Annotated in this window: 27 protein-coding genes and 2 tRNA genes; 20 read left to right on the top strand and 9 right to left on the bottom strand. The window is 63.2% G+C overall.

Going from position 1 to position 23,628, the window contains the following annotated elements; genetic code table 11:
* Together CUR21_RS01015 and fabI are read right to left on the bottom strand one after the other, a co-directional pair.
* Window positions 1-615 (bottom strand): LysE family translocator, encoded by a 615-nt coding sequence (locus CUR21_RS01015; RefSeq protein WP_100195146.1) that lies wholly within the window; start codon window positions 613-615, stop codon window positions 1-3.
* On the bottom strand, window positions 612-1,433 hold the full coding sequence (fabI, locus tag CUR21_RS01010) for an enoyl-ACP reductase FabI (protein ID WP_100195145.1): 822 nt from the start codon (window positions 1,431-1,433) through the stop codon (window positions 612-614). The genes CUR21_RS01015 and fabI overlap by 4 nt, the downstream gene beginning before the upstream one ends.
* A 110-nt stretch (window positions 1,434-1,543) precedes the next feature.
* Here fabI and pdxH point away from each other — a divergent pair, with 110 nt between their 5' ends.
* The 4 genes from pdxH to CUR21_RS00990 all read left to right on the top strand — a co-directional run bounded on the left by pdxH (window position 1,544) and on the right by CUR21_RS00990 (window position 3,397).
* Window positions 1,544-2,146 carry a pyridoxamine 5'-phosphate oxidase gene (gene pdxH / locus CUR21_RS01005; protein ID WP_100195144.1) on the top strand — a complete coding sequence of 201 codons (603 nt, stop codon included), beginning with the start codon at window positions 1,544-1,546 and terminating at the stop codon, window positions 2,144-2,146.
* A 135-nt stretch (window positions 2,147-2,281) separates the two neighbouring features.
* Window positions 2,282-2,815, top strand: a complete 534-nt coding sequence (locus tag CUR21_RS01000) for a cold-shock protein (protein WP_100195268.1) — start codon at window positions 2,282-2,284, stop codon at window positions 2,813-2,815.
* Entirely contained in the window at window positions 2,785-3,279 is a 495-nt protein-coding gene (locus CUR21_RS00995) for a DUF192 domain-containing protein (RefSeq protein ID WP_100195143.1), read from the top strand. The genes CUR21_RS01000 and CUR21_RS00995 overlap by 31 nt, the downstream gene beginning before the upstream one ends.
* Before the next feature lie 41 nt (window positions 3,280-3,320).
* A tRNA-Pro gene (locus tag CUR21_RS00990) sits at window positions 3,321-3,397 on the top strand.
* 138 nt (window positions 3,398-3,535) lie between these two features.
* Here the strand turns inward: CUR21_RS00990 and CUR21_RS00985 are convergent.
* Window positions 3,536-4,048, bottom strand: coding sequence for a hypothetical protein (locus tag CUR21_RS00985; protein WP_100195142.1), 513 nt, complete (start codon window positions 4,046-4,048; stop codon window positions 3,536-3,538).
* A 770-nt stretch (window positions 4,049-4,818) separates the two neighbouring features.
* Between CUR21_RS00985 and CUR21_RS00980 the strand changes: the two genes are divergently transcribed.
* Window positions 4,819-5,307: a molybdopterin-dependent oxidoreductase gene (locus tag CUR21_RS00980; RefSeq protein WP_198431575.1), complete on the top strand. Its 489-nt coding sequence runs from the start codon at window positions 4,819-4,821 to the stop codon at window positions 5,305-5,307.
* Between the two features lie 88 nt (window positions 5,308-5,395).
* Window positions 5,396-6,871, top strand: coding sequence for a YdiU family protein (locus CUR21_RS00975; RefSeq protein WP_100195141.1), 1,476 nt, complete (start codon window positions 5,396-5,398; stop codon window positions 6,869-6,871).
* Window positions 6,872-6,874: 3 nt separating this feature from the next.
* On the opposite strand, the gene CUR21_RS00970 is transcribed toward CUR21_RS00975, so the two are convergent.
* Together CUR21_RS00970 and CUR21_RS00965 are read right to left on the bottom strand one after the other, a co-directional pair.
* A complete protein-coding gene (locus tag CUR21_RS00970; RefSeq protein ID WP_100195140.1) occupies window positions 6,875-7,291 on the bottom strand; it encodes a hypothetical protein in 417 nt (138 codons plus the stop codon).
* A gap of 9 nt (window positions 7,292-7,300) precedes the next feature.
* On the bottom strand, window positions 7,301-8,503 hold the full coding sequence (locus CUR21_RS00965) for a pyridoxal phosphate-dependent aminotransferase (RefSeq protein ID WP_100195266.1): 1,203 nt from the start codon (window positions 8,501-8,503) through the stop codon (window positions 7,301-7,303).
* Between the two features lie 89 nt (window positions 8,504-8,592).
* Between CUR21_RS00965 and CUR21_RS00960 the strand changes: the two genes are divergently transcribed.
* The 3 genes from CUR21_RS00960 to CUR21_RS00950 all read left to right on the top strand — a co-directional run bounded on the left by CUR21_RS00960 (window position 8,593) and on the right by CUR21_RS00950 (window position 9,859).
* Complete coding sequence (locus CUR21_RS00960; RefSeq protein WP_198431574.1) at window positions 8,593-9,006, top strand: helix-turn-helix transcriptional regulator; 414 nt, start codon at window positions 8,593-8,595, stop codon at window positions 9,004-9,006.
* Window positions 9,003-9,281: a succinate dehydrogenase assembly factor 2 gene (locus tag CUR21_RS00955; RefSeq protein WP_232622636.1), complete on the top strand. Its 279-nt coding sequence runs from the start codon at window positions 9,003-9,005 to the stop codon at window positions 9,279-9,281. The genes CUR21_RS00960 and CUR21_RS00955 overlap by 4 nt, the downstream gene beginning before the upstream one ends.
* Window positions 9,282-9,361: 80 nt before the next feature.
* Window positions 9,362-9,859, top strand: coding sequence for a MarR family winged helix-turn-helix transcriptional regulator (locus CUR21_RS00950; protein WP_100195139.1), 498 nt, complete (start codon window positions 9,362-9,364; stop codon window positions 9,857-9,859).
* Here the strand turns inward: CUR21_RS00950 and CUR21_RS00945 are convergent.
* The 3 genes from CUR21_RS00945 to CUR21_RS00935 form a co-directional block, all read right to left on the bottom strand.
* The gene (locus CUR21_RS00945; protein ID WP_100195138.1) at window positions 9,853-11,805 is read right to left on the bottom strand and encodes a capsular polysaccharide biosynthesis protein; all 1,953 of its coding nucleotides are present in this window, start codon (window positions 11,803-11,805) and stop codon (window positions 9,853-9,855) included. The two genes, CUR21_RS00950 and CUR21_RS00945, sit on opposite strands and share 7 nt — an antisense overlap.
* Window positions 11,806-11,914: 109 nt before the next feature.
* Window positions 11,915-13,003 carry a polysaccharide biosynthesis/export family protein gene (locus CUR21_RS00940; RefSeq protein ID WP_100195263.1) on the bottom strand — a complete coding sequence of 363 codons (1,089 nt, stop codon included), beginning with the start codon at window positions 13,001-13,003 and terminating at the stop codon, window positions 11,915-11,917.
* A 140-nt stretch (window positions 13,004-13,143) separates the two neighbouring features.
* On the bottom strand, window positions 13,144-14,433 hold the full coding sequence (locus tag CUR21_RS00935) for a capsule biosynthesis protein (protein ID WP_100195137.1): 1,290 nt from the start codon (window positions 14,431-14,433) through the stop codon (window positions 13,144-13,146).
* Between the two features lie 156 nt (window positions 14,434-14,589).
* Between CUR21_RS00935 and CUR21_RS00930 the strand changes: the two genes are divergently transcribed.
* The 9 genes from CUR21_RS00930 to CUR21_RS00890 all read left to right on the top strand — a co-directional run bounded on the left by CUR21_RS00930 (window position 14,590) and on the right by CUR21_RS00890 (window position 20,619).
* Window positions 14,590-15,186: a riboflavin synthase gene (locus tag CUR21_RS00930; protein ID WP_100195136.1), complete on the top strand. Its 597-nt coding sequence runs from the start codon at window positions 14,590-14,592 to the stop codon at window positions 15,184-15,186.
* Window positions 15,177-15,737: a hypothetical protein gene (locus CUR21_RS00925; RefSeq protein ID WP_100195135.1), complete on the top strand. Its 561-nt coding sequence runs from the start codon at window positions 15,177-15,179 to the stop codon at window positions 15,735-15,737. Before CUR21_RS00930 ends, CUR21_RS00925 begins: the two co-directional genes overlap by 10 nt.
* Before the next feature lie 95 nt (window positions 15,738-15,832).
* Complete coding sequence (ribB, locus tag CUR21_RS00920) at window positions 15,833-16,924, top strand: 3,4-dihydroxy-2-butanone-4-phosphate synthase (RefSeq protein WP_100195134.1); 1,092 nt, start codon at window positions 15,833-15,835, stop codon at window positions 16,922-16,924.
* Between the two features lie 3 nt (window positions 16,925-16,927).
* Window positions 16,928-17,428 (top strand): 6,7-dimethyl-8-ribityllumazine synthase, encoded by a 501-nt coding sequence (locus CUR21_RS00915; protein WP_100195133.1) that lies wholly within the window; start codon window positions 16,928-16,930, stop codon window positions 17,426-17,428.
* Window positions 17,425-17,913, top strand: coding sequence for a transcription antitermination factor NusB (nusB, locus tag CUR21_RS00910; RefSeq protein WP_100195132.1), 489 nt, complete (start codon window positions 17,425-17,427; stop codon window positions 17,911-17,913). Before CUR21_RS00915 ends, nusB begins: the two co-directional genes overlap by 4 nt.
* 40 nt (window positions 17,914-17,953) lie before the next feature.
* The gene (locus tag CUR21_RS00905) at window positions 17,954-18,364 is read left to right on the top strand and encodes an META domain-containing protein (RefSeq protein ID WP_157791910.1); all 411 of its coding nucleotides are present in this window, start codon (window positions 17,954-17,956) and stop codon (window positions 18,362-18,364) included.
* An 80-nt stretch (window positions 18,365-18,444) separates the two neighbouring features.
* Window positions 18,445-18,762, top strand: coding sequence for a hypothetical protein (locus CUR21_RS00900; protein ID WP_100195130.1), 318 nt, complete (start codon window positions 18,445-18,447; stop codon window positions 18,760-18,762).
* 181 nt (window positions 18,763-18,943) lie between these two features.
* Window positions 18,944-19,789, top strand: coding sequence for a YdiY family protein (locus tag CUR21_RS00895; protein WP_100195129.1), 846 nt, complete (start codon window positions 18,944-18,946; stop codon window positions 19,787-19,789).
* 365 nt (window positions 19,790-20,154) lie between these two features.
* The gene (locus CUR21_RS00890) at window positions 20,155-20,619 is read left to right on the top strand and encodes an MmcB family DNA repair protein (protein WP_100195128.1); all 465 of its coding nucleotides are present in this window, start codon (window positions 20,155-20,157) and stop codon (window positions 20,617-20,619) included.
* Here the strand turns inward: CUR21_RS00890 and CUR21_RS00885 are convergent.
* The gene (locus CUR21_RS00885) at window positions 20,600-20,821 is read right to left on the bottom strand and encodes a DUF6324 family protein (protein WP_100195127.1); all 222 of its coding nucleotides are present in this window, start codon (window positions 20,819-20,821) and stop codon (window positions 20,600-20,602) included. The two genes, CUR21_RS00890 and CUR21_RS00885, sit on opposite strands and share 20 nt — an antisense overlap.
* 169 nt (window positions 20,822-20,990) lie before the next feature.
* Here CUR21_RS00885 and CUR21_RS00880 point away from each other — a divergent pair.
* Together CUR21_RS00880 and CUR21_RS00875 are read left to right on the top strand one after the other, a co-directional pair.
* Window positions 20,991-21,067, top strand: a tRNA-His gene (locus CUR21_RS00880).
* Window positions 21,068-21,204: 137 nt separating this feature from the next.
* Entirely contained in the window at window positions 21,205-23,526 is a 2,322-nt protein-coding gene (locus tag CUR21_RS00875) for a Tex family protein (protein WP_100195126.1), read from the top strand.
* Window positions 23,527-23,628 lie beyond the last annotated feature (102 nt).

Raw genomic sequence — 23,628 nt, 5'->3', positions numbered from 1 at the left:
TCAGGTGGCGGCGATCTTGGCGCCGAGCAAGGCGAGAAGACCGCCAAAGCTGCGGTCGATCGCGGTTTTGAAACGCATGTAAAGCTGACGCGGCCGGTCGAGACTGAACGCACGGGCGACCGTGATGGTGCAGGCCAGTTCATTCAGGAACACCAGTCCCAGGATCAGCGCGATCCAAGGCAGGCTGGTGCCCACGGGGATCGTATTGACGAACACCGCCCCGAAAAACACCGCAGGCTTCGGGTTGGACAATTGGGTGAACAGCCCAAGACGCAAGGCCGAGAGGCGGCTTTGCGGGGCGGGGCTGTCCCCTACGATGATCAGCGGGTCGGACGCATGGCGCCACATCTGGAACGCGATCCAGCACAAGAACAGCCCGCCGGCGATCTTGAAGCCCCAGAGCAGCGATGGCGCCAGCAGAAACAAGGTGGCCATGCCAAACAGCGCCGCCACCGCCCAGAACAGCGCGCCAAGCCCGATGCCGACCGACAGCCAGACGCCGGTGACAAAGCCTTGCGTCACCCCGGTGCGCGCGGCCATCAGGATGGCCGGCCCCGGGCTTGCCGCGGCCAGCAGATGCACGAACCAGACCGTGGCCAGCGTGGCGAGTGTCACTCTTTGCGTCCGGTCACCACGTCGATGTCGGGCGCATCGACCGCCTTCATCCCGACGACATGATAGCCCGCATCCACATGCAGGTTTTCGCCCGTGGTGCCCGAGCCGAGATCGGAGATCAGGAACAGCGCGGCCTTGCCGACCTCTTCCTGCGTGACATTGCGGCGCAGGGGCGAGTTCAGCTCGTTCCATTTCATGATGTAGCGGAAGTCACCGATGCCACTTGCGGCAAGGGTTTTGATCGGACCCGCCGAGATCGCATTCACGCGGATGCCATCCTTGCCCAGATCTTCGGCGATGTATTTGACCGAAGCCTCCAGCGCGGCCTTGCACAGCCCCATCACGTTGTAATGTGGCATCACCTTTTCCGCGCCGTAATAGGTGAGCGTCAGCAGGCTGCCGCCCTTGGGCATCAGCTTGGCCGCGCGCTGGCAGATCGCCGTGAAGGAGTAGACCGAAATATCCATCGACATCAGGAAGTTGGCGCGGCTGGTTTCGACATAGCGGCCGCGCAGTTCATTCTTGTCGGAAAAGCCGATCGCATGGACCACGAAATCGATCGTGCCCCATTCCGCCTCAAGCCAAGCGAACAGCGCGTCCATGCTTTCCTCGCTGGCCACATCGCATTCTGCCATGCGCACCGTGCCAAGCGAGGCTGCCAAAGGCTCCACCCGCTTTTTGAGCGCCTCACCCTGATACGAGAAGGCAAGCTCTGCGCCATGGTCGGCCAGCGTCTTGGCAATGCCCCATGCAATGGACTTGTCATTGGCAAGTCCCATGATCAGCCCGCGCTTGCCCGCCATAAGCCCTGTTGACATCTGTTGTCCCTCGCACATTTCTCGCGTTGAGATTGACGTGTAGGCGAAAGGCAATTCCCGTTCAAGCCAGAGGCTGACGGGCGCATCGCCCAGAACAAAGGACTGCGATCATGGACCGGAGCGGAATTTTCGCGGGCGACGACCCGTTTGCCATTGCGCGGCGCTGGCTTGCCGAGGCCGAGGCCACCGAACCGAATGATCCCAATGCCATCGCGCTGGCCACGGTGGACGCGCAAGGTTTGCCCAATGTGCGCATGGTTCTTCTCAAAGAGATCGAGGCCGATGCCTTTGTCTTTTACACCAATTACGGGTCCAAGAAGGCACAAGAGATTGAGGGGGCCGGAAAGGCCGCCTTCGTGATGCATTGGAAATCCCTGCGCCGCCAGATTCGGGTGCGCGGCTTCACAGAGCGGGAAGAGGGGCCCAAGGCCGATGAGTATTACGCCAGCCGCAGCCTGAAATCACGTCTGGGGGCTTGGGCAAGCCAGCAATCGCAGCCTTTGTCCAGCCGAGAGCATCTTATGGCCGAGGTGGCCAAGCTTACGGTGACCAAAGGGCCCAATCCGCCGCGCCCATCCTTTTGGGGAGGTTTCCGGCTGCGCCCGGTTGAGATAGAGTTTTGGGCGGACGGGGCTTTCAGGCTTCATGACCGGTTTCGGTGGACCACCGAGCCGGGGGCGGGGTCATGGGACATCCAAAGGCTCAACCCCTGATTGTTGTCCTTGAGCGCGTAAAGGTGTAGGGTTTCCATACAAATGTATAAGGATTCCTTACAGAAATGCTCTTGAATCCCGTCCCCGAATAGCGTCATGTCGGCGCTTGGGGTCTATCTGGGGAACGGCTCTGTTATGACTGAAGAAGATAAGGTCCTGCATATTGTGCATGGCCAAGTGAAATGGTTTGATCCGGCAAAAGGCTTTGGCTTCATCGTTTCGGATGAGGCTGATAGCGATATTCTGTTGCATGCCAATGTCTTGCGGAACTACGGCCAGAACTCCGTCGCGGACGGCGCCACAATTTCCGTGCGCGTTCAGCAAAGCCCGCGGGGGGTTCAGGCGGTAGAGGTCTTGTCCGTGCAAGCCCCTGCCGGCGGTGGAATTCCGCTGGCTGATGAAGGCAGCATGATCAGCGCCGAAGAGGTTGCAGCCTTGCCGCTGGAGCCGTCGCGCGTGAAATGGTTCGACAAGGCCAAAGGGTTCGGCTTTGCCAATGTGTTTGGCAATGGCGATGACGTGTTCATTCACATTGAAGTGTTGCGCATGTCGGGCTTTGCCGATCTACAAGCAGGCGAAGCGGTGTGCCTGCGGATCATCCAAGGCAAGCGCGGGCGCATGGCGGTTCAGGTGGCATCATGGGAAGCAGCAACACGCGCCGGAGGCTGATCGGGTCTCTTGCGGCATCGGTCATCCTTGCGGGGCTCATCGCGGCCCCGGCAGCAGCGGCATGCCGTGACGATCAGGTAGAGGTGCGCTGGCCCGGCGGGCAGGCGCGTTTTACCGTCGAAGTGGCGGATACCGATGCGTCCCGCAGCCGGGGCTTGATGCATCGCGAGTCGATGGCGCGGTCGGCCGGTATGCTCTTCATCTACGAGTCGCCGCGTCGGGCGACGTTCTGGATGAAGAACACCCTGATTCCGCTCGACATGATTTTTGCCGATCCCTCGGGGCGGGTGACGAAGGTGCATGCCAATGCGATACCGCAAGACCTGACCACCATCGACGGTGGTGAGGGTGTCAAGTTCGTGCTGGAAATCAACGGCGGGCTTGCTGCCCGGCTTGGCATCGCCGAAGGGGCCGAGATGCGCCATCCTTCAATTTCAAATCCCGCATGGCCTTGTGCCGAATAGCCCTTTTCATTCCGCTTGGCATTCGCTAAGACCCCCTCAGTCGGGGCGTAGCGCAGCCTGGTAGCGCGACGGTTTTGGGTACCGTAGGTCGAGAGTTCGAATCCCTCCGCCCCGACCATCTTTCACAGACCAAAAGTAATTGGCTTGCGCACATAGCAGGGCGCATAGGTCCTTTGGTGCTGACTCGAGAGTGAAACTTTGCGGCCCCCTGTCGCGCGCTGTCAGGCGATGGCCCGACATCCGCTGTGATCGCGCCTCAGCACTCCTTGGCGCCCATGCGGATCACCTCGTGCCCGCTCAGCCGGATGACATCCAGGATCTCATGGCGGCCTTCGCGCATGAACCATCCTGCCAGCGGTGCGGGGTAGTGCGCGGCCATGATACGGGACCAGTGGTCAAATTCGGCGGGGGGCAAGCCAATGCCGTAGAATTGGGACTGGGGGCCGTGAAAGCCAAGGCGTGCCGACGCCCGCACGCAGGTGTTGGGCAAGGCCAGATACAGCGTGCAGGACGAGGCGCACCAGCCCGCAATCTCGATCCGCTCCCCGCTCTGGCGCAAGGTCTCGATCTGGGCAAGACGCTCGGCCAAGCCGCCGCCGCGATCTTCGCGAATGACTGCGGCAAAAGCCCAAGACGCCAGCCAGATCCAGAACACGGCGCAAAGCGCGACACCGGGCACGATCCACCAGCCCGAGGCAAGCCTTGGTCGGCCCGTGGCAGCGCGGCCAGCAAAGGCAGTGGGGTTTTCCAATTCAATCGTTTTGGGCATGTCAGTACTCGGGCCTCCCGTCACCCGGGGACAAAAAAAGGCTTTTAAAAATGTTGCTGTGCAGGCGCGGGGCGCAGGGGCCGCCAACGCTCTTGGCTGCGGGCGCGGCAATGGGCAGCGGCTGAGGGCCGTCGTTCCGACTGCGTGCGGAATATGCTTGTTTTCTGGGCTTGTTGACGCCGCGCATCAGGCGGGACCGTTTTCGCCATATGGCACGGTGTGAAGACGGCGCGAGGCTCATAATATCCACCCCATCAGGGCGAGCCACAAAAACGCACAGATCACAAAGGCCGGAACGATCCACCAGCCAGGCGGCAGCCTGGACATTACTTTTACTCCACCATTTACTACACACCCATCGTTACTGAGGGGGAAACGAGTCTTCCCTGTCACAAATCTATGCCGCATGACCCCACTATCATGACAGTGGTTTCTGCTTGGTTTCCCTTTGCTTTGCTGAAACACTCCGTTTCCGGAATGTGAGAGGGCAGAGGCAGGTGCCCCGCGCGCAAGCCCCATACAGCCGATTTGCGGCCACAAAGGCCCGCGCCGCGCAGGTTCCACGCGCGCACAGAACGCCCATTTCCTTCGCGCGGGCCTCAGTATATGCGCTGCTCCTGATCACATGGCGGTCAGAAGCGGCCCTCCTATGCGGATGGATAGGAGATCGCTGCACGGTGATCCGCTATGCCAGTGCAGACAATGGTGGGAGATCCTGCATGCATGCGATGCGTTGGATGGGACGCTGCTCATGGGCCAAGGCCCTGTGCGTGGCCACGCTAACCTTTTTCTGCACGCCATCCGAACCTATGGCCGAACCCTTCGGGCCACCCGAAGGACCGGTCGTCCTGACCGTGCGCGGAGAGACGGCGGCCACGCCCGGCGGCGTTGACGTGCAGCTTGATCTTGAGGCGCTCAGATCTGTCGGTGTGAAGACGATGGAAACCGGCACCATCTGGACCGAGGGCACAAGCACCTTTGAAGGGGTCGAACTGTCCAGTCTGATGCAGAAACTGGGCGCGCACGGGTCTCACCTACGGCTGATCGCGCTGAACGAATATGCGGTGGAGATCCCGATGACCGAGGCGGTGGAAGGCGGTCCTTTGCTCGCCTATCGCATGAATGGCATCGACCTGTCGCCGCGCGACAAGGGGCCGCTGTGGATGGTCTACCCCTATGACACCAATCCAGATTACAAGAATGAGGTCAGCTATTCCCGCTCGATCTGGCAGTTGACCACAATCGAGGTTCTGCCCTGATCTGCGTCACTCTGCGCTTGTCCTTGGCCGTCGTCTCCCCATATCCCTAAGGCCAGTCCGCAACGGATGGGCAGACTGCCGAGGGAAAATGACCGATCTATCATCGCCGCCCGTCGCCTCGAACGGCGGCTTCCGTTTTGACAATTCGTGGCACCGTGATCTGCCGGGCACCTATGTCGAACAGGCTCCCGATACCGCGCCCGCTCCTCAGCTTTTGGTGCTGAACGATGCGCTGGCGGCGGATCTGGGGCTTGATGCCGCCAGTCTTGCGCAGCACCCCGGCTGGTTCGCGGGCGGCGCTTTGCCGGCAGGCGCGGCTCCCATCGCTTTGGCCTACGCCGGACATCAGTTCGGCGGCTTTTCTCCGCAACTGGGGGACGGGCGCGCGCATCTGATCGGCGAGCATCTGACCCCCGCCGGGCAGCGCCGTGACATCCAGCTCAAGGGATCTGGCCGCACACCTTTTTCGCGCGGTGGAGATGGCAAGGCCGCGCTTGGCCCCATGCTGCGCGAATATGTCATTTCCGAAGCCATGGCCGCCATGGGCGTGCCCACCACGCGCAGCCTTGCGGTCGCGCTGACGGGGGAAGATGTGCGGCGCGAGCCGGGCCTTTTGCCCGGAGCGGTGGTCACACGGGTGGCCGCCAGCCACTTGCGGGTGGGCACCCTCCAGTTCTGGGCGGCGCGGGGGGACCATGCCACGCTTGCGCGGGTGGTCGATTATGCAATTGCGCGCCATGACCCCGATCTGATCGGGCGCGAAGACAGGGTGCTTGCCTTCTTTGATCGTGTCACGGCCCGTCAGGTCCGTCTGGTTGCGGCATGGATGGGCTTGGGCTTTGTGCATGGCGTGCTCAACACCGACAACGTCGCCTTGTCGGGAGAGACCATCGACTACGGCCCCTGCGCCTTCATGGAGGCTTATGCCCCCGGCACCGTCTTTTCCTCGATCGACCGGCAAGGCCGCTATGCCTATGCCAATCAGCCGCTGATACTGGGCTGGAACCTTGCCAAGCTTGCTGAAAGCCTGTTGCCGCTGCTGGGCAATACCGATGCCAATGTCGCCTTGCTGAACGACCGTCTGGCTGCGGTTGAGGCGCGTTATCAGGCCGCATGGCTGGCCGTCATGCGGAGCAAGCTGGCCCTCGCGGGGGAGGAAGAAGGCGACGCCGATCTTGCCACCGGGTTTCTGGCTGCGATGGAAGGGCAGGGGGCCGATTGGACACTGTCCTTCCGCCGTCTGGCCGAGGCCGCCGAAGGCAATGTGTCCCCGCTGCGCGCGCTTTTTGCTAATCCAGAGCGCTTGGATCTGTGGTTGCCCCACTGGCAAAGCCGTCGGCGCGACGATGCAGCCCCCCATCTGCGGGCAGCCAATCCCGTGGTCATCCCGCGCAATCACATGGTCGAGGCCGCGCTGGAGGCCGCAGATCTCGGAGATCTCGCGCCCTTCCGCGCGCTTGTCGCCGAAGTCACCGATCCTTACACAGACCGTCCGGGGCGTGAGGCCTATGTCTTGCCTGCGCCCACCGGCTTTGGCGATTATGTCACCTTCTGCGGGACCTGAGGCCTATTCGGCCTCGGGGTGCTCTTTCATCAGACGATCGGCTTTCTTGCGCACCAGCACGCTGCGCAGGTCGTGCATCGCAAGCAGCAGCGCATCGGTCACCTCTTCCAATTGCGCCGCGCTCGCCTTTGACTGGGCCCATTGCGTCACAAGGTTCAGGTGATCCACCGCGCGGTGAATGTCATCCACATCGCGCTCGGCCAAAATGGCGCTGCGTCGCGCGATCCAGTCGGCGATGACGGCGGTTTCGGCCGCCGTCAGCTTGCGGTCTCCATGCGGCTTGATGGTGCCGTTCCGGACATTCGCGATGGCGATTTCTTCCATCTCGATCCGGCGCTGGCGATTTTCCGTATCAACCTTGAACACAGCCGCCCCGTTTTCGCGGATGCGGAAGTAATACTCCGGCAAATCGCCCGCCATGAAGGCTCCTCAGGTCAGTGCAGCACAAAAGCTCTGGATGCGCGCGCAAGCCTCGCGCAGCGTCTCGTCTGACGTAGCGTAGCTGACCCGAAAGTTTGGCGAAAGCCCGAAGGCCGCTCCGAACACCACCGCGACGCCGGTTTCCTCGAGCAGCGCAGTCGCAAAGACCTCATCATTGGTGATCAACGTGCCCCCGGCGCTGACCTTTCCGATACACCCCGAAATATCGGGGTAGACGTAAAAGGCGCCTTCCGGGTTGGGGCAGGTGACCCCTTCGGCCGCGTTCAGCATCGACACCACCAGATCGCGCCGCCGTTCGAACAGCTTGCGGTTCTCGGCCAGAAACTCCTGCGGCCCGGTCAGGGCCTCCAGCGCCGCATATTGGCTGACCGACGACGGGTTCGAGGTGGATTGCGACTGGATCGTGCCCATGGCCTTGATCAAGGCCACCGGGCCCGCCGCATAGCCGATGCGCCAGCCCGTCATCGCATAGGATTTCGACACCCCGTTGCAGGTCAGCGTGCGGTCGTAGAGCGCAGGCTCCACCTCGGCTGGCGTGCAAAAGGTGAAGTCGCCGAACACCAGATGCTCATACATGTCATCCGACATGATCCACACATGCGGATGCCGCAACAGCACCGCACACAGCGCCTTCAGCTCGTCGCGGGTATAGCCCGCACCTGTCGGGTTCGACGGGCTGTTGAAGATGAACCACTTGGTTTTCGGCGTGATCGCCGCTTCCAGCTGCTCTGGCGTCAGCTTGAAATTCGTTTCGATCCCGGCCACGACCGGCACCGGCGTGCCGCCCGCCAGCAGCACCATATCCGGATAGCTGACCCAATACGGCGCGGGAATGATGACCTCATCGCCGGGATTACAGGTGGCCATCAAGGCGTTGTACAAAATCTGTTTGCCGCCCGTCCCCACCGTCACCTGTGCAGGGGTGTAAGTCAGCCCGTTCTCGCGCAGAAACTTGGTGCAGATCGCCGCTTTCAGTTCGGGGATGCCATCCACGGCCGTATATTTCGTGCGCCCCGCATCGATCGCCCGCTTGGCGGCATCCTTGATGTTCTGGGGCGTGTCAAAGTCCGGCTCGCCTGCGCCGAGGCCGATCACATCCTTGCCCGCCGCTTTCAGCTGCGCCGCCTTGGTTGTCACCGCAATGGTCGGCGAAGGTTTCACGCGTGCCAGCGTGTCGGACAAGAAGGGCATCATCGGCTCCTGATTTGTCATTTCCGGCCTTTGCTCTTATGGTCGCCCGTGAACCCAATCAAGCGATATCGACCTTCAGGAGAGGCAAGATGGCGGATAATGACATGGCGGCGACGTGGTTTTCAGCCGAAGTGGCCACCTTCGGAGACCGGCTCGCAGGGGCGCGCGAAGCGGCAGGGCTCAGCCAAAGCGATCTGGCCAAGCGGCTGGGTGTGCGCCTGACCACCGTGCAGGCGTGGGAAGATGACGCCTCCGAACCGCGCGCCAACCGTTTGCAGATGCTGGCAGGCATGCTGAACGTTTCGATCCGCTGGTTGCTGACAGGGCAGGGCGATGGGCTCGATGCACCCATGGCCCCCGTCAGCCATGATGCCGCCACGCTTGAGGCGCTGGCAGATTTGGCCCGCATGCGGGCGCAGATGCTGGCCTTGGCGCAGGATCTGGGGCAGATGGAAACCCGGCTGCATCACCTGATGCGGCGGCAACAGGTGGATGCAGAATGATCGGAACGGAAACCCCGCAAGACCGGCTGAAGCGGATGAAGATGCGTTCGTGGCGGCGCGGCACCAAAGAGATGGATCTGGTGCTGGGGCCATGGGCGGACGCCCATCTGGAACAGCTGACCGCCGCAGAGCTGGACATATACGAGCTTCTCTTGGCGGAAAATGATCAGGATTTGATGGCCTGCCTGTTCAATCAGGCCGAGCCACGCCCCGAGATTGCCCCCCTTCTTGAGCGGATCACAGCCTTCGCCCGTGACAGATTGCGTAAGGTTTGAGCCAAACCCAGGGTGGGTTTACCGAATGTTGGAGGTTTATGCTGATTCTGCCCCTGTTTCTCGCAAGGCGGAGGGGACGCATGACCCATCAGGCACCGGTTCTGGATGGCACACATAAGCTTCTGACGGTGGGCTATCTTGAAAGCCTTGCCTTGGTTGAACGGCTTCACCGTCTTTTGCTCGACGTCATCAAGGATGAGTTTGAGCGGCTGGGGCTGCTGGAAATCAATGCCGTGCAGGCGCTTTTGCTGTTCAACATCGGTGACAATGAAGTCACCGCCGGAGAGCTGAAAAGCCGTGGCTATTACCAAGGCAGCAATGTCAGCTACAACCTCAAGAAACTGGTTGAGCTGGGGTATATGCACCACCAGCGGTCCGAACTTGATCGGCGCTCGGTCCGTGTGCGCCTGACGGAAAAGGGGCGGCGGGTGCGGGCGCTGTTAAAGGATCTCTTTACCCGCCATGCCGAGGTGTTGTTGCGCAAGGCCATCATCGACCCGGCCGGGATGGAAGAGGTGAACCACGCGCTCAAGCGTTTGGAACGCTTCTGGACCGATCAGATCCGCTACATCTACTGACGCCACCACGCGGCATGGGTGGCAAAGCGCCCTTGCAGCTTGGCGAGCAACCGGTTCGCCAGCCCCGGATGTGGCAGATCTCCCGCTGCCAACCGATCCATGGCGACTTCGGGCGGACAAGGGCGTCGGCTCAGCGGATCATAATACCGCGGATAGGCGATCAGTGTTGCATGCACCAGATGGTCAAGGCTGGGGCGCGGCAGCAGCCCGCCATCCGCCCCGCGCACCCGCCGCTGCGGGACCGGGCCCAGATCCTGCGTCAGTCCCCAGCCCGCATAAAAGGGCGCGCCCAGACAGGTCACTTTTTTGCCGCGCAACAGCGCTTCAAAGCCCAGCAGGCTGGTCATCGTCCAGATCTCGTCACAAGCCGCCATCAGCGCCACAGGATCGGCGCGAGCGGCCACCACATCTGCCAGCCCCGCCAGATCAGCGGCAGAGATCGCCCCCGGTCGCAGCCCAGCCTCGACATCGGGGTGGGGCTTGTAAATCAGCACCGCCTTTGGATGTGCCGCACGCGCCGCCTGCAACAGGCCAAGGTTGCTGCGCACAGCACCTCCCCCTTTCAGGATCGACGCATCATCCTCCACCTGTCCGGGCACCAGAATCCGGTGTCCGGGCGGCAGGTCGGGCAAAGCGCCCGGCAGGTTATATTTCGTGAGCCCGAGCGCCACCAGCCGGGCGCGTAAGCGCGCCGCCCGCGCCAGCCCACCCGGCGGCGGCGGCGCAAGGATCAACCGCTCCAACCGGCTTTCGCGGTGGGGATCGTAATAGATGCCCAGATCATCCGTCACCAGTGACAGGGGCGGCACCAGATCCGCCCCCAACCCCCGAGAGCGCAAGAACCCATCTTCCACCCGTCGGACAGGGGCTGCGCCTTGCGGCAGATCGGCGCTTTCCTTCCCTGCCCAGACCAGAATCCCTCGGCCATCAAGCGTGCCGGGACGGTCGCGGAAGATCAGCGGCCGCTCTTGTCCGAACACCGCCTGCAACCGCGCGCGCTTCCACAGCCGCATGCCGATCGCCACATGGCCCGCGCGGTCCTCTCGAAACGCCCGCACCTCGGCCTCCAGCTGATCAACCGCCTCTTCAAAGCTGCACAGCCGGTCACGACAAGGATCATACCACAGCGGCGCCAAAATCATCGCGGCCGCGAAAAGCTGCGTCTTGGTCAGTGTCCGGCCCCGGCGCGCGGGCGCGATCTGATCCTGTGTCAGCCCCCATCCGGCATAAAAGGGCTGGCCGAACACCTGCGGGCGGTGGCCCGCCAGAATGGCTTCGAACCCCAGTTGCGAAGACACGGTATAGACCGCGATCGCCCCCTCAAGCAGCGGATAGGGCGAAACCGGCGCGGCCAGAATGCTCACCCGATCTGAGGCATCCGCTGCCGAGAAATGCCCCGGCCTCAGGCCAAGCGCGGTTTCCGGATGCACTTTGATCACGATCCGAGCCTTGGGGTGCGCCTCCATCGCCGCAGCCAGCATCTGCGCGAAACTCTGCGCCGTGGCGCCCGACCAGCGGATCGCCGCATCGCCACGGGTTTGGTCGATCACCAGAACATAGCCCGGCCGCGGCAGGGCGGCGCATGGGTCGTGTATATTGTATTTTGACAATTCAAGCGCGCGCAGGCGCCCTATTCCATCCCGTGCACGCGACAAAAGGTTGGAATCGTCTAATAGATTGCGGCTGAGGATCTGCTCCAGCCGCGATGGCATGCTGGCGTCGAAATGCACGCCAAGCGGATCAATCATCAGCCCGAGCGCCCCGCCACCCAGGCGCCCTGGCTTCACGCTGCGCAGAAAGGCATCCTCCAGTCGGATCAGCGGCACCCCGCGCCGGGTGGCCACCCGCTCGCCGCGTTGCGCAAAAGGGCTGCGTCCCCAGACGACAACGCCATCCTCGGGGCCCGGCAGGCCAAGCGCAAGCCTATGGCCGGACAATTCCAGCATCCGCCGCAGCCTTTTGTTCTGCAAGAAGCCGGCGTTGTAATGGTAAAGCCGCCGGGGAAGGTCCGCGGCGGCTTCAGGTCTGTCATCGGGGCGGGGTGCCAAGCGGGCCTCAGCCGCCGCTGCCCACGTCGGACAGCGAATTGGCTGCCCCGGTCGTGCCCGTGATCGCCGACAGCGTTTTCTGCCATTGCACGAAGGGGGCCTCGGTCACGTAAACCGTATCCTGATCCCGCACGACGAAATCCCGTGCCTCGAACATGCCGGTTGGCTGCGTCAGGTCCAGCACATACACCATCCGCTGGTCGCCGCGCAGATCATTGCGGCCCAGCACGGCGTTGGCAATCGCTTCGGGTTCGTTGCGGAACACAAAGACGCCGGTCGGATCGGCGAGGTTGGTGTTCAACCCGCCCACAATCGCAATCGCCTCGATCGCCGAAAGGGTCTGCGTCTCGAAGGGGACGCGGTTCTGGGTTCCTGTCGCCCCCAGCGCCACAAAGGCCCGCGTGTCGCGCTCCACCACGATCTTGTCGCTGGGGCGCAGCGCGATATCAAGCGCCGGGTTGGAATACAGATCCTGCAACCAAACCTTGCCGGTGTGGCTGCCGCGCGTGACACGGATCACCGCCACCTCGGGCTCAATCGCCACACCGCCCGCGCGGGCGATCATCGCCGAAAGTTTGCGGGTGGGGCGTTCGATGGCATAAACCCCGGTCGCCCCGACGGCCCCTTGGACAGACACCGTCGATCCGTCTCCGGCCACGCGCGCCACCGTCACCTGCGGATCGGGCGTCTGGGTGTCCAGCTTCCGGGTGATCGCGCTGCGCAGCCCTTCTGGCGTCTGGCCTGCGGCCTTGATCCGCCCGGCATAGGGCACGAAGATAAAGCCCTGACCATCGACCTGCACCTCCTCCAGCGCGCTGACACGCTGGCCGGTGTTGCCCAAAAGCGGGTCATCCCGCACGTTCTCGAAGATGGTCAGCGCCAGCGTGTCGCCGGGGTTGATCGTATCAGATCCCACCACGCCGGCATTCAGGAAGGCCGAGGAAAAGCCAAAAGCCGGCACCACCGCCGTCGCCCGTGTCACGCGCTGATTGACGGTCACGACAAAGGCATCCCCGTCCTTCAGCACAGATCCCCGGAAGATCTCGGCCTTGTTGGGCCCGGATCTTGGCAGGCCACAGGCTGCCGTGGTCGCCATCAACGCGACAAGGCAAAGGGCTTTCGCCCCTTTCGTTGCAAGCACTTTCACTGCTCGGGCTCCTTTAAGTGGATTTGCCTCAAGTTTTGCGTGCAAGTCTAAAGAATGACCCGAGAAAATGAAAGTGCCGGGTTTGGCGCTCAATTCACCAGCCGCAACTGTTGCCGCGGCGCCGCGTTTCCTGACACCAGGGCGTCATAGGGATCTTCCGCCGACAGCATCATATCGACCACCTGCCGCAGAACCTCGCGCCGCCCGCGCGCGCTGTAGAAGCCACCGGTGATCTGGCTGGTTTCCAGCAGGTAGTGCCGATACTCGCGGTACGCGCGTGCATCCGGACGGGAGGGATGCGCGAAAAACTGCGCAATCGGTTGCGACGAGACGAACTCGGGTTTGGCATAGACCGCAGCGCCAAAGATTTTCAGCGGCATGCCGCGCCAAAGCACCTGTTGCCCCGCGGTCGAATTGACGGTGACGGCAGAGCGCGCATGGTTCAACAGGCGCGCCAGCTTCCCGCCCCGCACGAAATGCACCCGCCCTTCCACCCCGTGCAGCCGCGCCAGCCGCCGGATCTCGGCCTTGAGCGGCGCACGCCCGTCTTCCAGCGGATGTGCCTTGAACACCAGATGGTGGTGCGATGCCGCACCTTTGGCAAAGCCTTCGGTGACCACGGCCAGAAACTCAGCCATGCTCTGGAACGGGGAATGCATCTGAAAGCTTGCGTCATGTTCCAGTTGCAGCAACACCAGATGATAGGGGAATCCACCGTGCCGGATGCGAAATTGCGCGATCATCCTTTCCCAGCGGTGAAAGGGCAACATCACCAAGCGTTTGCAATAGAGCAGGAATTCCTGCCACACCGTCTGCTTGCGATGGGGGCGGAAATGGCGGAAATCCCAAAACCCGGTCAGCACGAACCAATGATAGAGCGCGCCCCAGAAGATATGCTGGCGCATGTCGCCCCAGCGCGCAGCGGCTTCGGGCTGGTCCATCTCGGCTTCGGCCAAAGCGGCCTGCATGTCAGCGACACGCATCTGCATCAGCCGGGAATGGCCGTTCACGCCGTCGCGTTCATAGGTCACCCAATGCGGGCGCAGGTAGCCTTCTTCGAAGACATGCACTGTCACCCCGGCGGCCTTGGCGGCACGCACCGCTTCGGCATGCAAGGGGCGGGTGTCGCCATAGAGCACCAGATCGGTGATGGTCAGATCGCGCAGCAGCGCGGCGATCCGCTCTGGCCAAAGCGCGGCCGGGTCACGAAAGGCGATGAAACTGTCGTTCGATGGCCAGAATGCCCGGTCGCCCCGGTTGAATCCCACGCGCCACACCGTCGCGCCCGCCGTCTGCACCATCTTGCCCAACTGGTGGAAAAAGGGCCCGTGCGGCCCTTGCAAGAACAGAAAGTGGCGGTTTTCCCCGGTCTTGCGCATCTTGCCCGTCAGTTTGCTTCGCAGCCATCCTAGGTCCGGCCCTCTTGACCAATAGCGAAGGGGCAAGGTCAAAGCACGGCGAATTTTTGACAAAATCCGTCTGACCTTGCGCAGGCCCGGGTCGCAGGCTAGTCCTTGCAGCAAAGGAGATCGGCCATGTTCACAGGGATCGTCAGCGATATCGGCGAAGTGCTTGAAACCGAGCAGCAAGGCGATCTGCGCGCCCGCATCGGCACCCGCTATGATGTGGCGGGCATCGACATCGGGGCCTCCATCGCGTCAGACGGCGTCTGTCTTACGGTGATCGCCACCGGCACCAGTCCGCGCAACTGGTATGATGTGCAGATCTCGGCCGAAACCGTGCGCAAGACCAATCTGGCCCGCTGGAAACCCGGCGCGCGCGTCAATCTGGAACGCGCACTGAAGGTGGGGGATGAACTGGGCGGCCACATCGTCTCGGGCCATGTCGATGGCGTGGCCGAGGTGGTGGCCGTGCAGCCCGAAGGCGACAGCCTGCGCGTCACCTTCCGCGCCCCCCGCGATCTGGCCCGTTTCATCGCGCCCAAAGGCTCGGTGGCTCTGAACGGCACCTCGCTGACCGTGAATGAAGTGGAGGGCACCGATTTTGGCATCAACTTCATCCCGCATACGCAAAAGGCCACCACTTGGGGCGATGTGGCGGTGGGGGATCTCGTGAATCTCGAGGTGGATACCATGGCGCGCTATGTCGCACGGTTGCGCGAATGGGACTGAGCGCCGGTCTGGGCCACAACGGCGGCCCCGAACTGGCGGGCCTGTCTTGGCGCGGCCATTGCTGGCGCACGGCGCGGGCCCGGCTTTTGCCAAACTTGCCGCTCGAGGTGGTGCGCCTGCGGGTGCGACGCGCGGCGGAACTGGGGCTCGACTACAAGACCTACGCCGGGATCCGCGCCAGCACCGGGCATGATCTGGTGGCCTTTTTGTTTTCCTCCAATGCCTTGCGCATCCTGCGCCAAGGTCAGGCGCTCCCCGCCGACCGCGCGGTCAAGCTTGGGGCCATCCAGTCCACCCGGCTGATCGGCCTTGCGGTGCCGCCACTGGCCGCCCAAACCCTTGCTGAAGCCGCGCCGATCCTCGCGCAAACCCACAGCGCACCGCCACTTTTGGGCAGCTTCAACCAAGCGCGCGATCAGTTGCGGGCCGTGCTGGGCAAAACGCCCTCTGACACCGTCCTGTTGATCGGTGATCACGGGCTCGAGGCCGAGTGGTGCGCCGCGGGCCGCCTTGCCGGATACCTGCCTGCCGCGCGCTATTTCGGCGCCTGAGGCACTTTCCCGCACAGCCGCTCTGCACGGCCAGCCTCTGGCTTTTGTGCCTCTGTCGCGGTAAAGCCTGTCAAACCCGTTCAGGAACACGCGCAATGACTCAATATTCCGCCGCCATCTCGTCCGTCGAAGACATCATCGACGATGCACGCAATGGCCGCATGTTCATTCTGGTCGACCACGAAGACCGTGAAAACGAAGGTGATCTGGTGATCCCGGCGCAGATGTGCACACCGCAGGCGATCAATTTCATGGCCACCCATGGCCGCGGCCTGATCTGCCTTGCGCTGACCGAAGAGCGGGTGGATCAGTTGGGCCTGCAACCGATGAGCCCGAAGAACCAGTCGCGTCACGCCTCGGCCTTCACCCTGTCGATCGAAGCACGCGATGGCATTTCCACCGGAATCTCGGCGGCGGACCGTGCGCGCACGGTTGCAGTCGCCATCGACCAGACCAAGGGCCCGCAGGACATTGCCACCCCCGGCCACATCTTTCCCTTGCGCGCGCGCGACGGCGGCGTGCTGGTGCGCGCGGGTCATACCGAAGCGGCGGTCGATGTGTCGCGGCTGGCCGGGCTGAACCCGTCGGGCGTCATCTGCGAGGTGATGAATGACGATGGCACTATGGCCCGGCTGCCGGACCTGATCACCTTTGCCCAAAAGCATGGGCTGAAGATCGGCACCATTTCCGACCTGATCGCCTATCGCCGCCGCAACGACAATCTGGTGAAGCTGAGCCAAGAGCGCAGCGTCACGTCCGAGTTTGGCGGCGACTGGGCCTTGCGCATCTACACCGATGTCACCGAAGGCGCTGAGCATGTGGTGCTGATCAAGGGCGACATCACCACCCCCGGCCCGGTGCTGACCCGGATGCACACGCTCGATCCGCTGCTGGATGTGGTGGGTCTGGGCGGGGCAGGGCGCACGGCCGAATTCGCCGACTCGATGAAGCTGATCGCGGCAGAGGGGCGTGGTGTGCTGGTGCTCTTGCGCGAGCTGGACCGCAAGCTTACCTCGGACACCGAAGCCTCGCCGCAAACGCTCAAGCAATATGGCATCGGCGCGCAGATCCTTGTCTCGCTGGGTGTCAATGAACTGACACTCCTCACGAACTCACCCAAGCCCAAGGTTGTGGGGCTCGATGCCTATGGCCTGTCAATTACCGGCACCCGCCGGATTACGGAGTGACCCATGGCCACGCACGAAACCCATTACACCCTGCCGCTGCCGGAATTTGATCGTCCCGTAAAGCTGCTGATCGTGGTCGCGCCCTATTACAAGGACATTGCCGACAATATGGTTGCGGGCGCCCGCGCCATCGCCGCCCAATGCGGGGCCGAGGTCGATCTGGTCGAAGTGCCCGGCGCGCTCGAGGTGCCGACCGCCATCGCCATGGCCGAACGCCAAGCCAAGTATGACGGCTACGTTGCCCTTGGCTGCGTCATCCGGGGCGAGACCACGCATTATGACACCGTCTGCAACGACTCGAGCCGCGCCATCAGCCTTTTGGGCCTGCAAGGCGCTTGCATCGGCAATGGCATTCTGACGGTGGAAAACCGCACGCAGGCCGAAGTGCGCGCCGATCCGGCCGGGCAGAATAAAGGCGGCGGCGCCGCTGCGGCGGCCTTGCACCTGATCGCGCTTTCGCGCAAATGGGCGGGCCAGACGAAAGGGATCGGATTCCGCGCATGACAGAGTCAAAACCGGCCGCCAAGCCGAGCAACGCCGAGAAAAAGCAGATGCGCTCTGCCGCCCGGCTTTATGCCGTGCAGGCGCTGTTCCAGATGGAAGTGTCGGGCCAGACCATCAAAGCCGTCTGCCGCGAATTCGAGGTGCACCGCTTTGGCGCCACCTATGACGAGGGCGAATTTGCCGAAGGCGATGTCGATCACTTCCGCCTGCTGGTCGATCACGCCGTGAACTATCAGGCGCGCATCGACCAGATGACCGACCGCGCTTTGGTGGCGAAATGGCCGATCGACCGCATCGATCCGGTGCTGCGCGCGCTGTTCCGCGCCGCCGGGGCCGAGATGACGCAGATGCCCACCCCACCCAAGGTGGTGATCACCGAATTCGTCGACGTGGCCAAAGCCTTCTTTCCAGACGGAAAAGAATCCAAGTTTGTCAACGCGGTGCTCGATCACATGGCGCATGAGGCCAAGCCCGAAGGCTTCTGATGCGTCACAGGGACAAACCGCTTTTTACAGGAGCCTGATCATGTCCCGCACCGCCTCTGTCTTTGCTTGCGCCTTCGCGCTCACCCTTGCCGCCAGCCTGCCTGCCCCTGCGCAACCGGTGCCCGCCGATTACACCGCCATCGAATGGAAACTGGTCGCCATCGATGGCCAGCCCTTTCTGGCCGAGGCCCGCATCGATCTTGCCACCCCGGGCGAGGTGACAGGGCAAGGCCCCTGCAACCGGTTCTCCGGCCGTTATGACGGCACCTTGCCCGACTTCCGCCCCGGCGCGCTCGTCTCCACCCGCATGGCTTGCGCCGATCTCGCCGCCGAATCCGCGATGTTTGCCGCACTCGAAGGCATGACCCGCGCCGAAGTCACCGGCCCCACCACCCTGCTGCTGACCGGCCCCAAAGGCGGCAGCATGGAATTTGTCCGCCCGATGAACTAGGGCGGCCTGCGCCTGCGGCGATTTGGGCCTTTCCCTTTGCCGCAGTCACGCTATCGTCAGGACGTGATCAGGAGTGTGCCATGCCCAAACTCATCCGCCTTTACATCGTGAATGTCGCCATCGGCTTTGCCATCGCCGCTGCTTTTGTCGCGGGTCTCGTTTGGCTGGATGTCGGCGGGTTGCAGCGCCTGATCTTGCAGGCGCCGATGGGCTGGGTGGCGGCGCTGATGTTGGTCATGTTCAATGGCGTGGTCTTTGCCGGGGTCCAGTTTGCCATCGCCATCATGCGGCTCGCCGAAAGCGACGACACCCCGCCGCGCGGCCCGCGCCTGCGCCAAGACCCCATCCCGGTGCGCGTCACCCCATCGGCCCCCCGGCGACCCTTCCACCGCCGCTGAAGCCCCGGACGTCATCCCCCTGTCTGCATGGCCGCCGTAGCACAGCGCCAAGCCGATGCTTGCCCTAGGGTCACCTCACGCCGGGTAACAGGACGGTGAGAAGCCGGAACTTGAACGCCGTCCAGACGTTTCCTCCGCGACCGGCACGAGAGAGGCCGGTGTGTGTGAAAAGGATAACATGATGACAGTCAAACTCCGCACCCTTGGTGCTGGCGTGCTTGCCATTGCCGCCGCTCAAGTCGCTTTCACGCCTGCTGCTCTGGCTCAGGTGGAAATCACGGGCGTCGAAACCCTCAACGACCGGCTCGACGACATCAATGAGGCTGTTGCGGATGACATGGCGCGCGCAGAAGACGCAGCCCGCTTTGGCAACCCGGAATTCCGTCCGGGCCTGAGCGGAAGCGCCTCGATTGGCTATTCGGGCAAGACCGGCAACAACGAGTCGCAAGATATCTCGGCCGGCGTGCGTCTGCGCTATGCTCAAGGCCAGTTCGTGCAAACCCTTGGCGCGGCACTCGATTTCTCGGAATCGAACAACACCGCAACCAAGGAAGACGTGTTCGCCGTCTATGACGCCAACTACTATTTCGACCAGAACTTCTATGCATTCGCCTTGGCGCGTCTGCAAACCAACGGTCTGGCCGAAACCGCTGAAGACAACCGTCGCGACGGCTTCTTGGGCTTCGGTCCCGGCTACCGTCTGGTGAACACGCCCGACATGACCTGGCGTGTGCAGGCCGGTATCGGCGTCAGCTACCTGCAAAACGGGGCACGGGAATCCGAAACGGAAACCGGCTATCTGGCCGCGTCGCGGTTCTTCTACAAGATCAACGACAACTTCTTCGTGACCAACGATACCGACGTGCTGAAGTCTGACTCGGCTCTGCGCGCCAACAACGATCTGGGCTTGAACGTCAAGATGACCGACACGATCTCGACCCGCGTCAGCTATCTGACCGAGTATAACGACAGCCGTGCGATCAAAACCGACAACAAGCTGGGCGTTTCGCTGGTGTTCGGCTTCTGAGCCGGATAACCCCACACAGCCGGAAAGGGGCGGAGAAATCCGCCCCTTTTTCGTATCTGCCGGTAAAAGAGAAGGTGGCGGGCCCGCAGCGACCGTGGGCGGCATGGTTTCCCGAGAGCCAGAGGTCTCAGGGGGGCACCAGGTAACAAGACCAGGATCCTGCCAGAGCCAGCACCCATTCGATTGCTTATCGGCCACTGGAAAAAAGCCCCAGCACGCGAAGAGCAGCACCCGCCAAGCACCAAGATAGGCGCCCCGCCGGTTCAGAACAAGACCCGGCACGCAGCCAATCGCTTGCCACGGCGCGTAAAGCTTCCGCGACGGCCCCTCTTGTCAGATGTTCACGTTTTATTCATACTCTGCGCATGGAAAATACATCAGAAGTCCTGCCGCCGATGCCCGGCCAACGCCTTGCCCGCGGGGTCGCCCGTGGCCTGCGCGACATGGGCTTTGTCTCCGTGGAAGAGCTGGTTCCCGCCCCGGGACTGCGTGTCGATCTGATGGCGCTGGGCCCGAAAGGGCAGGTCTGGGTGATCGAATGCAAATCCTGTCGCGCCGATTTTCAATCCGACCGCAAGTGGCAAAACTACCTGCCGTGGTGTGATCGCTTCTTCTGGGCGGTCGACGCCGCGTTCCCGCAAACGCTTTTGCCACCGGACAGCGGCCTGATTCTGGCCGATGCCTACGGGGCCGAGATCATGCGCATGGGGCCAGAAACACCGCTGGCACCCGCCCGGCGCAAGGCCGTGCTGCAAGGCTTCGCGCGCCACGCCGCCTTGCGGCTGCAAGCATTGCGCGATCCGGCAGGCGTTATTTCCGCTTGGGCTTAGCCTTGGGCTTGCCGGTTCCCATCGCCCGCGCCGCTTCGGCGGCCGCGCGCAATTCTTCGGCGATTTCCTCGGCCTCTTCCGGTTCGAAATCCAGTGGCAGCTCGATTCCCCCATCGGCTTCCACATAAATGCGCACCATTCCGGCCGAGGTCGGCCCGATCTGAAGGTTTGCGGCGATATCGCTTTCCTTGTCGATGCCCATCGTGATCCCCTTTGTGGCAGTGCGTTCCGCCTAGCGCCCTTTGGTCCGTTTCGCAAGCCGCAGCCCCAAGTCTTGATGTGCCCGCGCGCCCCTCTCCGTGCGATTCACGAAATTTTTGCGGCAAACCCCGCTTGCAATCCCGGGTAAGGGGCGTTAAATCGCCCCGTGTGCCGGCTTAGCTCAGTTGGTTAGAGCACTAGATTGTGGATCTAGGGGTCCCCCGTTCGAGCCGGGGAGCTGGTACCATCCTCCCTCCTTGCGTGCGGTCTGGTCGTCCTTCGGGCGACACGCCGCCGCATGGGGGCAGGGGCGTCTCTCCTCCTCTTTCGCTCCGCCTGCGGCTTGGCTATGGTCGCCCTCCGACCGAGAGGGACCAGACCATCATGACGCCAGACACCACCCGCCGCATCGCGCAGACCATCGCCACCGAAATCAACGCGCAAACGCCTCAGGTCACCGCCGCCGTGGCCTTGCTGGACGAAGGCGCCACGGTGCCTTTCATCGCGCGCTACCGCAAAGAGGTGACGGGCGGTCTGGACGATTCGCAACTGCGCCTGCTGGCCGATCGTCTGGTCTATCTGCGCGAGATGGAGGCCCGGCGCGCCGCGATCTTCGGGTCTATCACGGAACAGGGCAAGATGACCGATCCGCTGGCCCTTTCCATCGCCAAGGCCACCACCAAGGCCGAACTGGAAGACATCTATCTGCCCTACAAGCCCAAACGCCGCACCAAGGCGATGATCGCCCGCGAAAACGGGCTGCAACCTCTGGTCGACGCGATTCTGGCCGACCGCACCGCCGATCCGGCGACACTGGCGGCAGGCTTTGTGACCGAAGCCGTGCCCGATGCCAAATCCGCGCTGGAGGGTGCGCGCGACATCATCGCCGAAGGCCTGTCGGAAAACGCAAGCCTTCTGGGCCGTCTGCGCGACCACATGAAACAAGTCTCCCGCCTTTCGGCCAAGGCGGTGCCGGGGAAAGAGGCGGAAGGCGCCAAGTTCTCCGATTACTTCGCGCATGACGAACCTTGGGCCACCGCCCCCAGCCACCGGGTGCTCGCCATGCTGCGCGGCCGCAACGAAGGCTTTCTGACCCTCGATCTCGAGATCGACGCCGACGCCCCGCGCGGCCAAAGCCCGGCAGAACTCGCCTGCGGTGCGGCGCTCTCGGCGGCGGGCAAGGGGGCTGCTGATGCGTGGCTGCGCGAGGCTGCAAGCTGGGCGTGGCGGATCAAGCTGAAAACCTCGCTCACCCTCGACCTGATGGGCGAGCTGCGCGACCGCGCCGAGGCCGAGGCGATCAACGTCTTTGCCCGCAACCTCAAGGATCTTTTGCTGGCCGCCCCCGCAGGCGGCAAGGCGACCATGGGGCTGGACCCCGGCATCCGCACCGGGGTCAAGGTCGCGGTGGTGGATGCCACCGGCAAGGTGCTCGCCACCGACACCGTCTATCCGTTCCAGCCCAAGAATGACCTGCGCGGCGCACAGGTGGCACTGGCGCAGCTGATCGCCAAGCACAAGGTGCAGCTCATCGCCATCGGCAATGGCACCGCCAGCCGCGAGACGGAAAAGATGGTGGCCGACCTGCTGGCCGTGCTGCCGGGGGCGGAAAAGCCGGTGAAGGTCATCGTGTCGGAAGCCGGGGCCTCGGTCTATTCCGCGTCCGAGCTTGCCGCGCGCGAGTTTCCCGATCTCGACGTGTCCTTGCGCGGCGCGGTCAGCATCGCCCGCCGCCTGCAAGACCCGTTGGCCGAACTGGTGAAGATCGAACCCAAGAGCATCGGCGTCGGCCAGTATCAGCACGATGTCGATCAGCACCGCCTCGCGCGTCAGCTGGAGGCCGTGGTCGAAGATGCGGTGAACGCGGTGGGGGTGGACCTCAACACCGCCTCGGCGCCGCTCTTGGCCCGCGTCTCGGGCGTGGGGCCGGGTCTGGCCGAGGCCATCGTCGCGCATCGCGACGCGAACGGCCCTTTCACCACCCGCCGCGAGCTGCTCAAGGTCGCGCGGCTGGGGCCAAAGGCCTTTGAACAGGCCGCAGGCTTCTTGCGCATCGCCGGCGGCAAGGAACCGCTTGACGCCTCCTCGGTCCACCCCGAGGCCTATGACGTCGCCCGCCGCATCACCGCCGCCTGCGGCCGCGACATCCGCAGCCTGATGGGCGATGCGGCGGCGCTGCAAAAACTCGACCCGCGACAGTTCATCGACGACCGCTTTGGTCTGCCCACGGTCAAGGACATTCTGGCCGAACTCGAAAAGCCCGGCCGCGACCCGCGCCCCAGCTTTCGCACCGCCACCTTCACCGAAGGCGTGAACGAAATCCGCGACCTGAAACCCGGCATGTTGCTGGAAGGCACCGTCACCAACGTGGCGGCCTTTGGCGCTTTCGTCGATGTGGGTGTGCATCAGGACGGTCTGGTCCATGTCAGTCAACTCGCCGACCGCTTCGTCAAAGACCCGCATGAGGTGGTCAAAGCCGGAGATGTCGTGCAGGTCCGTGTGGTCGAGGTGGACGCCGCCCGCAAACGCATTGCCCTGACCATGCGCAAGGACAGCAGCGACGCGCGCGAAACGGCCCGCGACCGCGCCGCCACACGCGCCGAGAAACCCGCCCCCCGCGGCAAACCGCTGCCGATGCAATCCGCGCCGCAAGGCAACAGCGCCAATCCTTTTGCCGATGCGCTGCGGGGCAAGTTCGGGAAATAAGATGAGTATTTGGAAAAGGTGCAATCCTGACGCGCTGTCCTTGATTGCACCTTTCTGAAATACTCCCGCCGGAGGCATCCCCCGGCCGGGCAGGGCGCTGGC

This window comes from Pseudorhodobacter sp. MZDSW-24AT, assembly GCF_002794355.1.
Taxonomy (GTDB): domain Bacteria; phylum Pseudomonadota; class Alphaproteobacteria; order Rhodobacterales; family Rhodobacteraceae; genus Pseudotabrizicola.
Note: the sequence above shows the minus strand (reverse complement) of the source record. Positions and strands in the feature narration are given on the sequence as shown.

What these genes read in the sequence shown, in the direction of transcription:
- CUR21_RS00970 (WP_100195140.1), bottom strand. Translation starts at nt 7,291, where the DNA reads ATGGCGGGCGATTTGCCGGAGTATTACTTCCGCATCCGCGAAAACGGG.
- CUR21_RS00995 (WP_100195143.1), top strand. Translation starts at nt 2,785, where the DNA reads ATGGGAAGCAGCAACACGCGCCGGAGGCTGATCGGGTCTCTTGCGGCA.
- CUR21_RS00930 (WP_100195136.1), top strand. Translation starts at nt 14,590, where the DNA reads ATGTTCACAGGGATCGTCAGCGATATCGGCGAAGTGCTTGAAACCGAG.
- CUR21_RS00890 (WP_100195128.1), top strand. Translation starts at nt 20,155, where the DNA reads ATGGAAAATACATCAGAAGTCCTGCCGCCGATGCCCGGCCAACGCCTT.
- nusB (WP_100195132.1), top strand. Translation starts at nt 17,425, where the DNA reads ATGACAGAGTCAAAACCGGCCGCCAAGCCGAGCAACGCCGAGAAAAAG.
- CUR21_RS01000 (WP_100195268.1), top strand. Translation starts at nt 2,282, where the DNA reads ATGACTGAAGAAGATAAGGTCCTGCATATTGTGCATGGCCAAGTGAAA.
- CUR21_RS00960 (WP_198431574.1), top strand. Translation starts at nt 8,593, where the DNA reads ATGGCGGATAATGACATGGCGGCGACGTGGTTTTCAGCCGAAGTGGCC.
- CUR21_RS00955 (WP_232622636.1), top strand. Translation starts at nt 9,003, where the DNA reads ATGATCGGAACGGAAACCCCGCAAGACCGGCTGAAGCGGATGAAGATG.
- fabI (WP_100195145.1), bottom strand. Translation starts at nt 1,433, where the DNA reads ATGTCAACAGGGCTTATGGCGGGCAAGCGCGGGCTGATCATGGGACTT.
- CUR21_RS00905 (WP_157791910.1), top strand. Translation starts at nt 17,954, where the DNA reads ATGTCCCGCACCGCCTCTGTCTTTGCTTGCGCCTTCGCGCTCACCCTT.
- CUR21_RS00940 (WP_100195263.1), bottom strand. Translation starts at nt 13,003, where the DNA reads ATGGCGACCACGGCAGCCTGTGGCCTGCCAAGATCCGGGCCCAACAAG.
- CUR21_RS00950 (WP_100195139.1), top strand. Translation starts at nt 9,362, where the DNA reads ATGACCCATCAGGCACCGGTTCTGGATGGCACACATAAGCTTCTGACG.
- CUR21_RS00935 (WP_100195137.1), bottom strand. Translation starts at nt 14,433, where the DNA reads ATGCGCAAGACCGGGGAAAACCGCCACTTTCTGTTCTTGCAAGGGCCG.
- CUR21_RS00965 (WP_100195266.1), bottom strand. Translation starts at nt 8,503, where the DNA reads ATGCCCTTCTTGTCCGACACGCTGGCACGCGTGAAACCTTCGCCGACC.
- CUR21_RS00975 (WP_100195141.1), top strand. Translation starts at nt 5,396, where the DNA reads ATGACCGATCTATCATCGCCGCCCGTCGCCTCGAACGGCGGCTTCCGT.
- CUR21_RS00985 (WP_100195142.1), bottom strand. Translation starts at nt 4,048, where the DNA reads ATGCCCAAAACGATTGAATTGGAAAACCCCACTGCCTTTGCTGGCCGC.
- CUR21_RS00925 (WP_100195135.1), top strand. Translation starts at nt 15,177, where the DNA reads ATGGGACTGAGCGCCGGTCTGGGCCACAACGGCGGCCCCGAACTGGCG.
- ribB (WP_100195134.1), top strand. Translation starts at nt 15,833, where the DNA reads ATGACTCAATATTCCGCCGCCATCTCGTCCGTCGAAGACATCATCGAC.
- CUR21_RS00885 (WP_100195127.1), bottom strand. Translation starts at nt 20,821, where the DNA reads ATGGGCATCGACAAGGAAAGCGATATCGCCGCAAACCTTCAGATCGGG.
- CUR21_RS00875 (WP_100195126.1), top strand. Translation starts at nt 21,205, where the DNA reads ATGACGCCAGACACCACCCGCCGCATCGCGCAGACCATCGCCACCGAA.
- CUR21_RS00895 (WP_100195129.1), top strand. Translation starts at nt 18,944, where the DNA reads ATGACAGTCAAACTCCGCACCCTTGGTGCTGGCGTGCTTGCCATTGCC.
- pdxH (WP_100195144.1), top strand. Translation starts at nt 1,544, where the DNA reads ATGGACCGGAGCGGAATTTTCGCGGGCGACGACCCGTTTGCCATTGCG.
- CUR21_RS00900 (WP_100195130.1), top strand. Translation starts at nt 18,445, where the DNA reads ATGCCCAAACTCATCCGCCTTTACATCGTGAATGTCGCCATCGGCTTT.
- CUR21_RS00915 (WP_100195133.1), top strand. Translation starts at nt 16,928, where the DNA reads ATGGCCACGCACGAAACCCATTACACCCTGCCGCTGCCGGAATTTGAT.
- CUR21_RS00945 (WP_100195138.1), bottom strand. Translation starts at nt 11,805, where the DNA reads ATGCTGGAATTGTCCGGCCATAGGCTTGCGCTTGGCCTGCCGGGCCCC.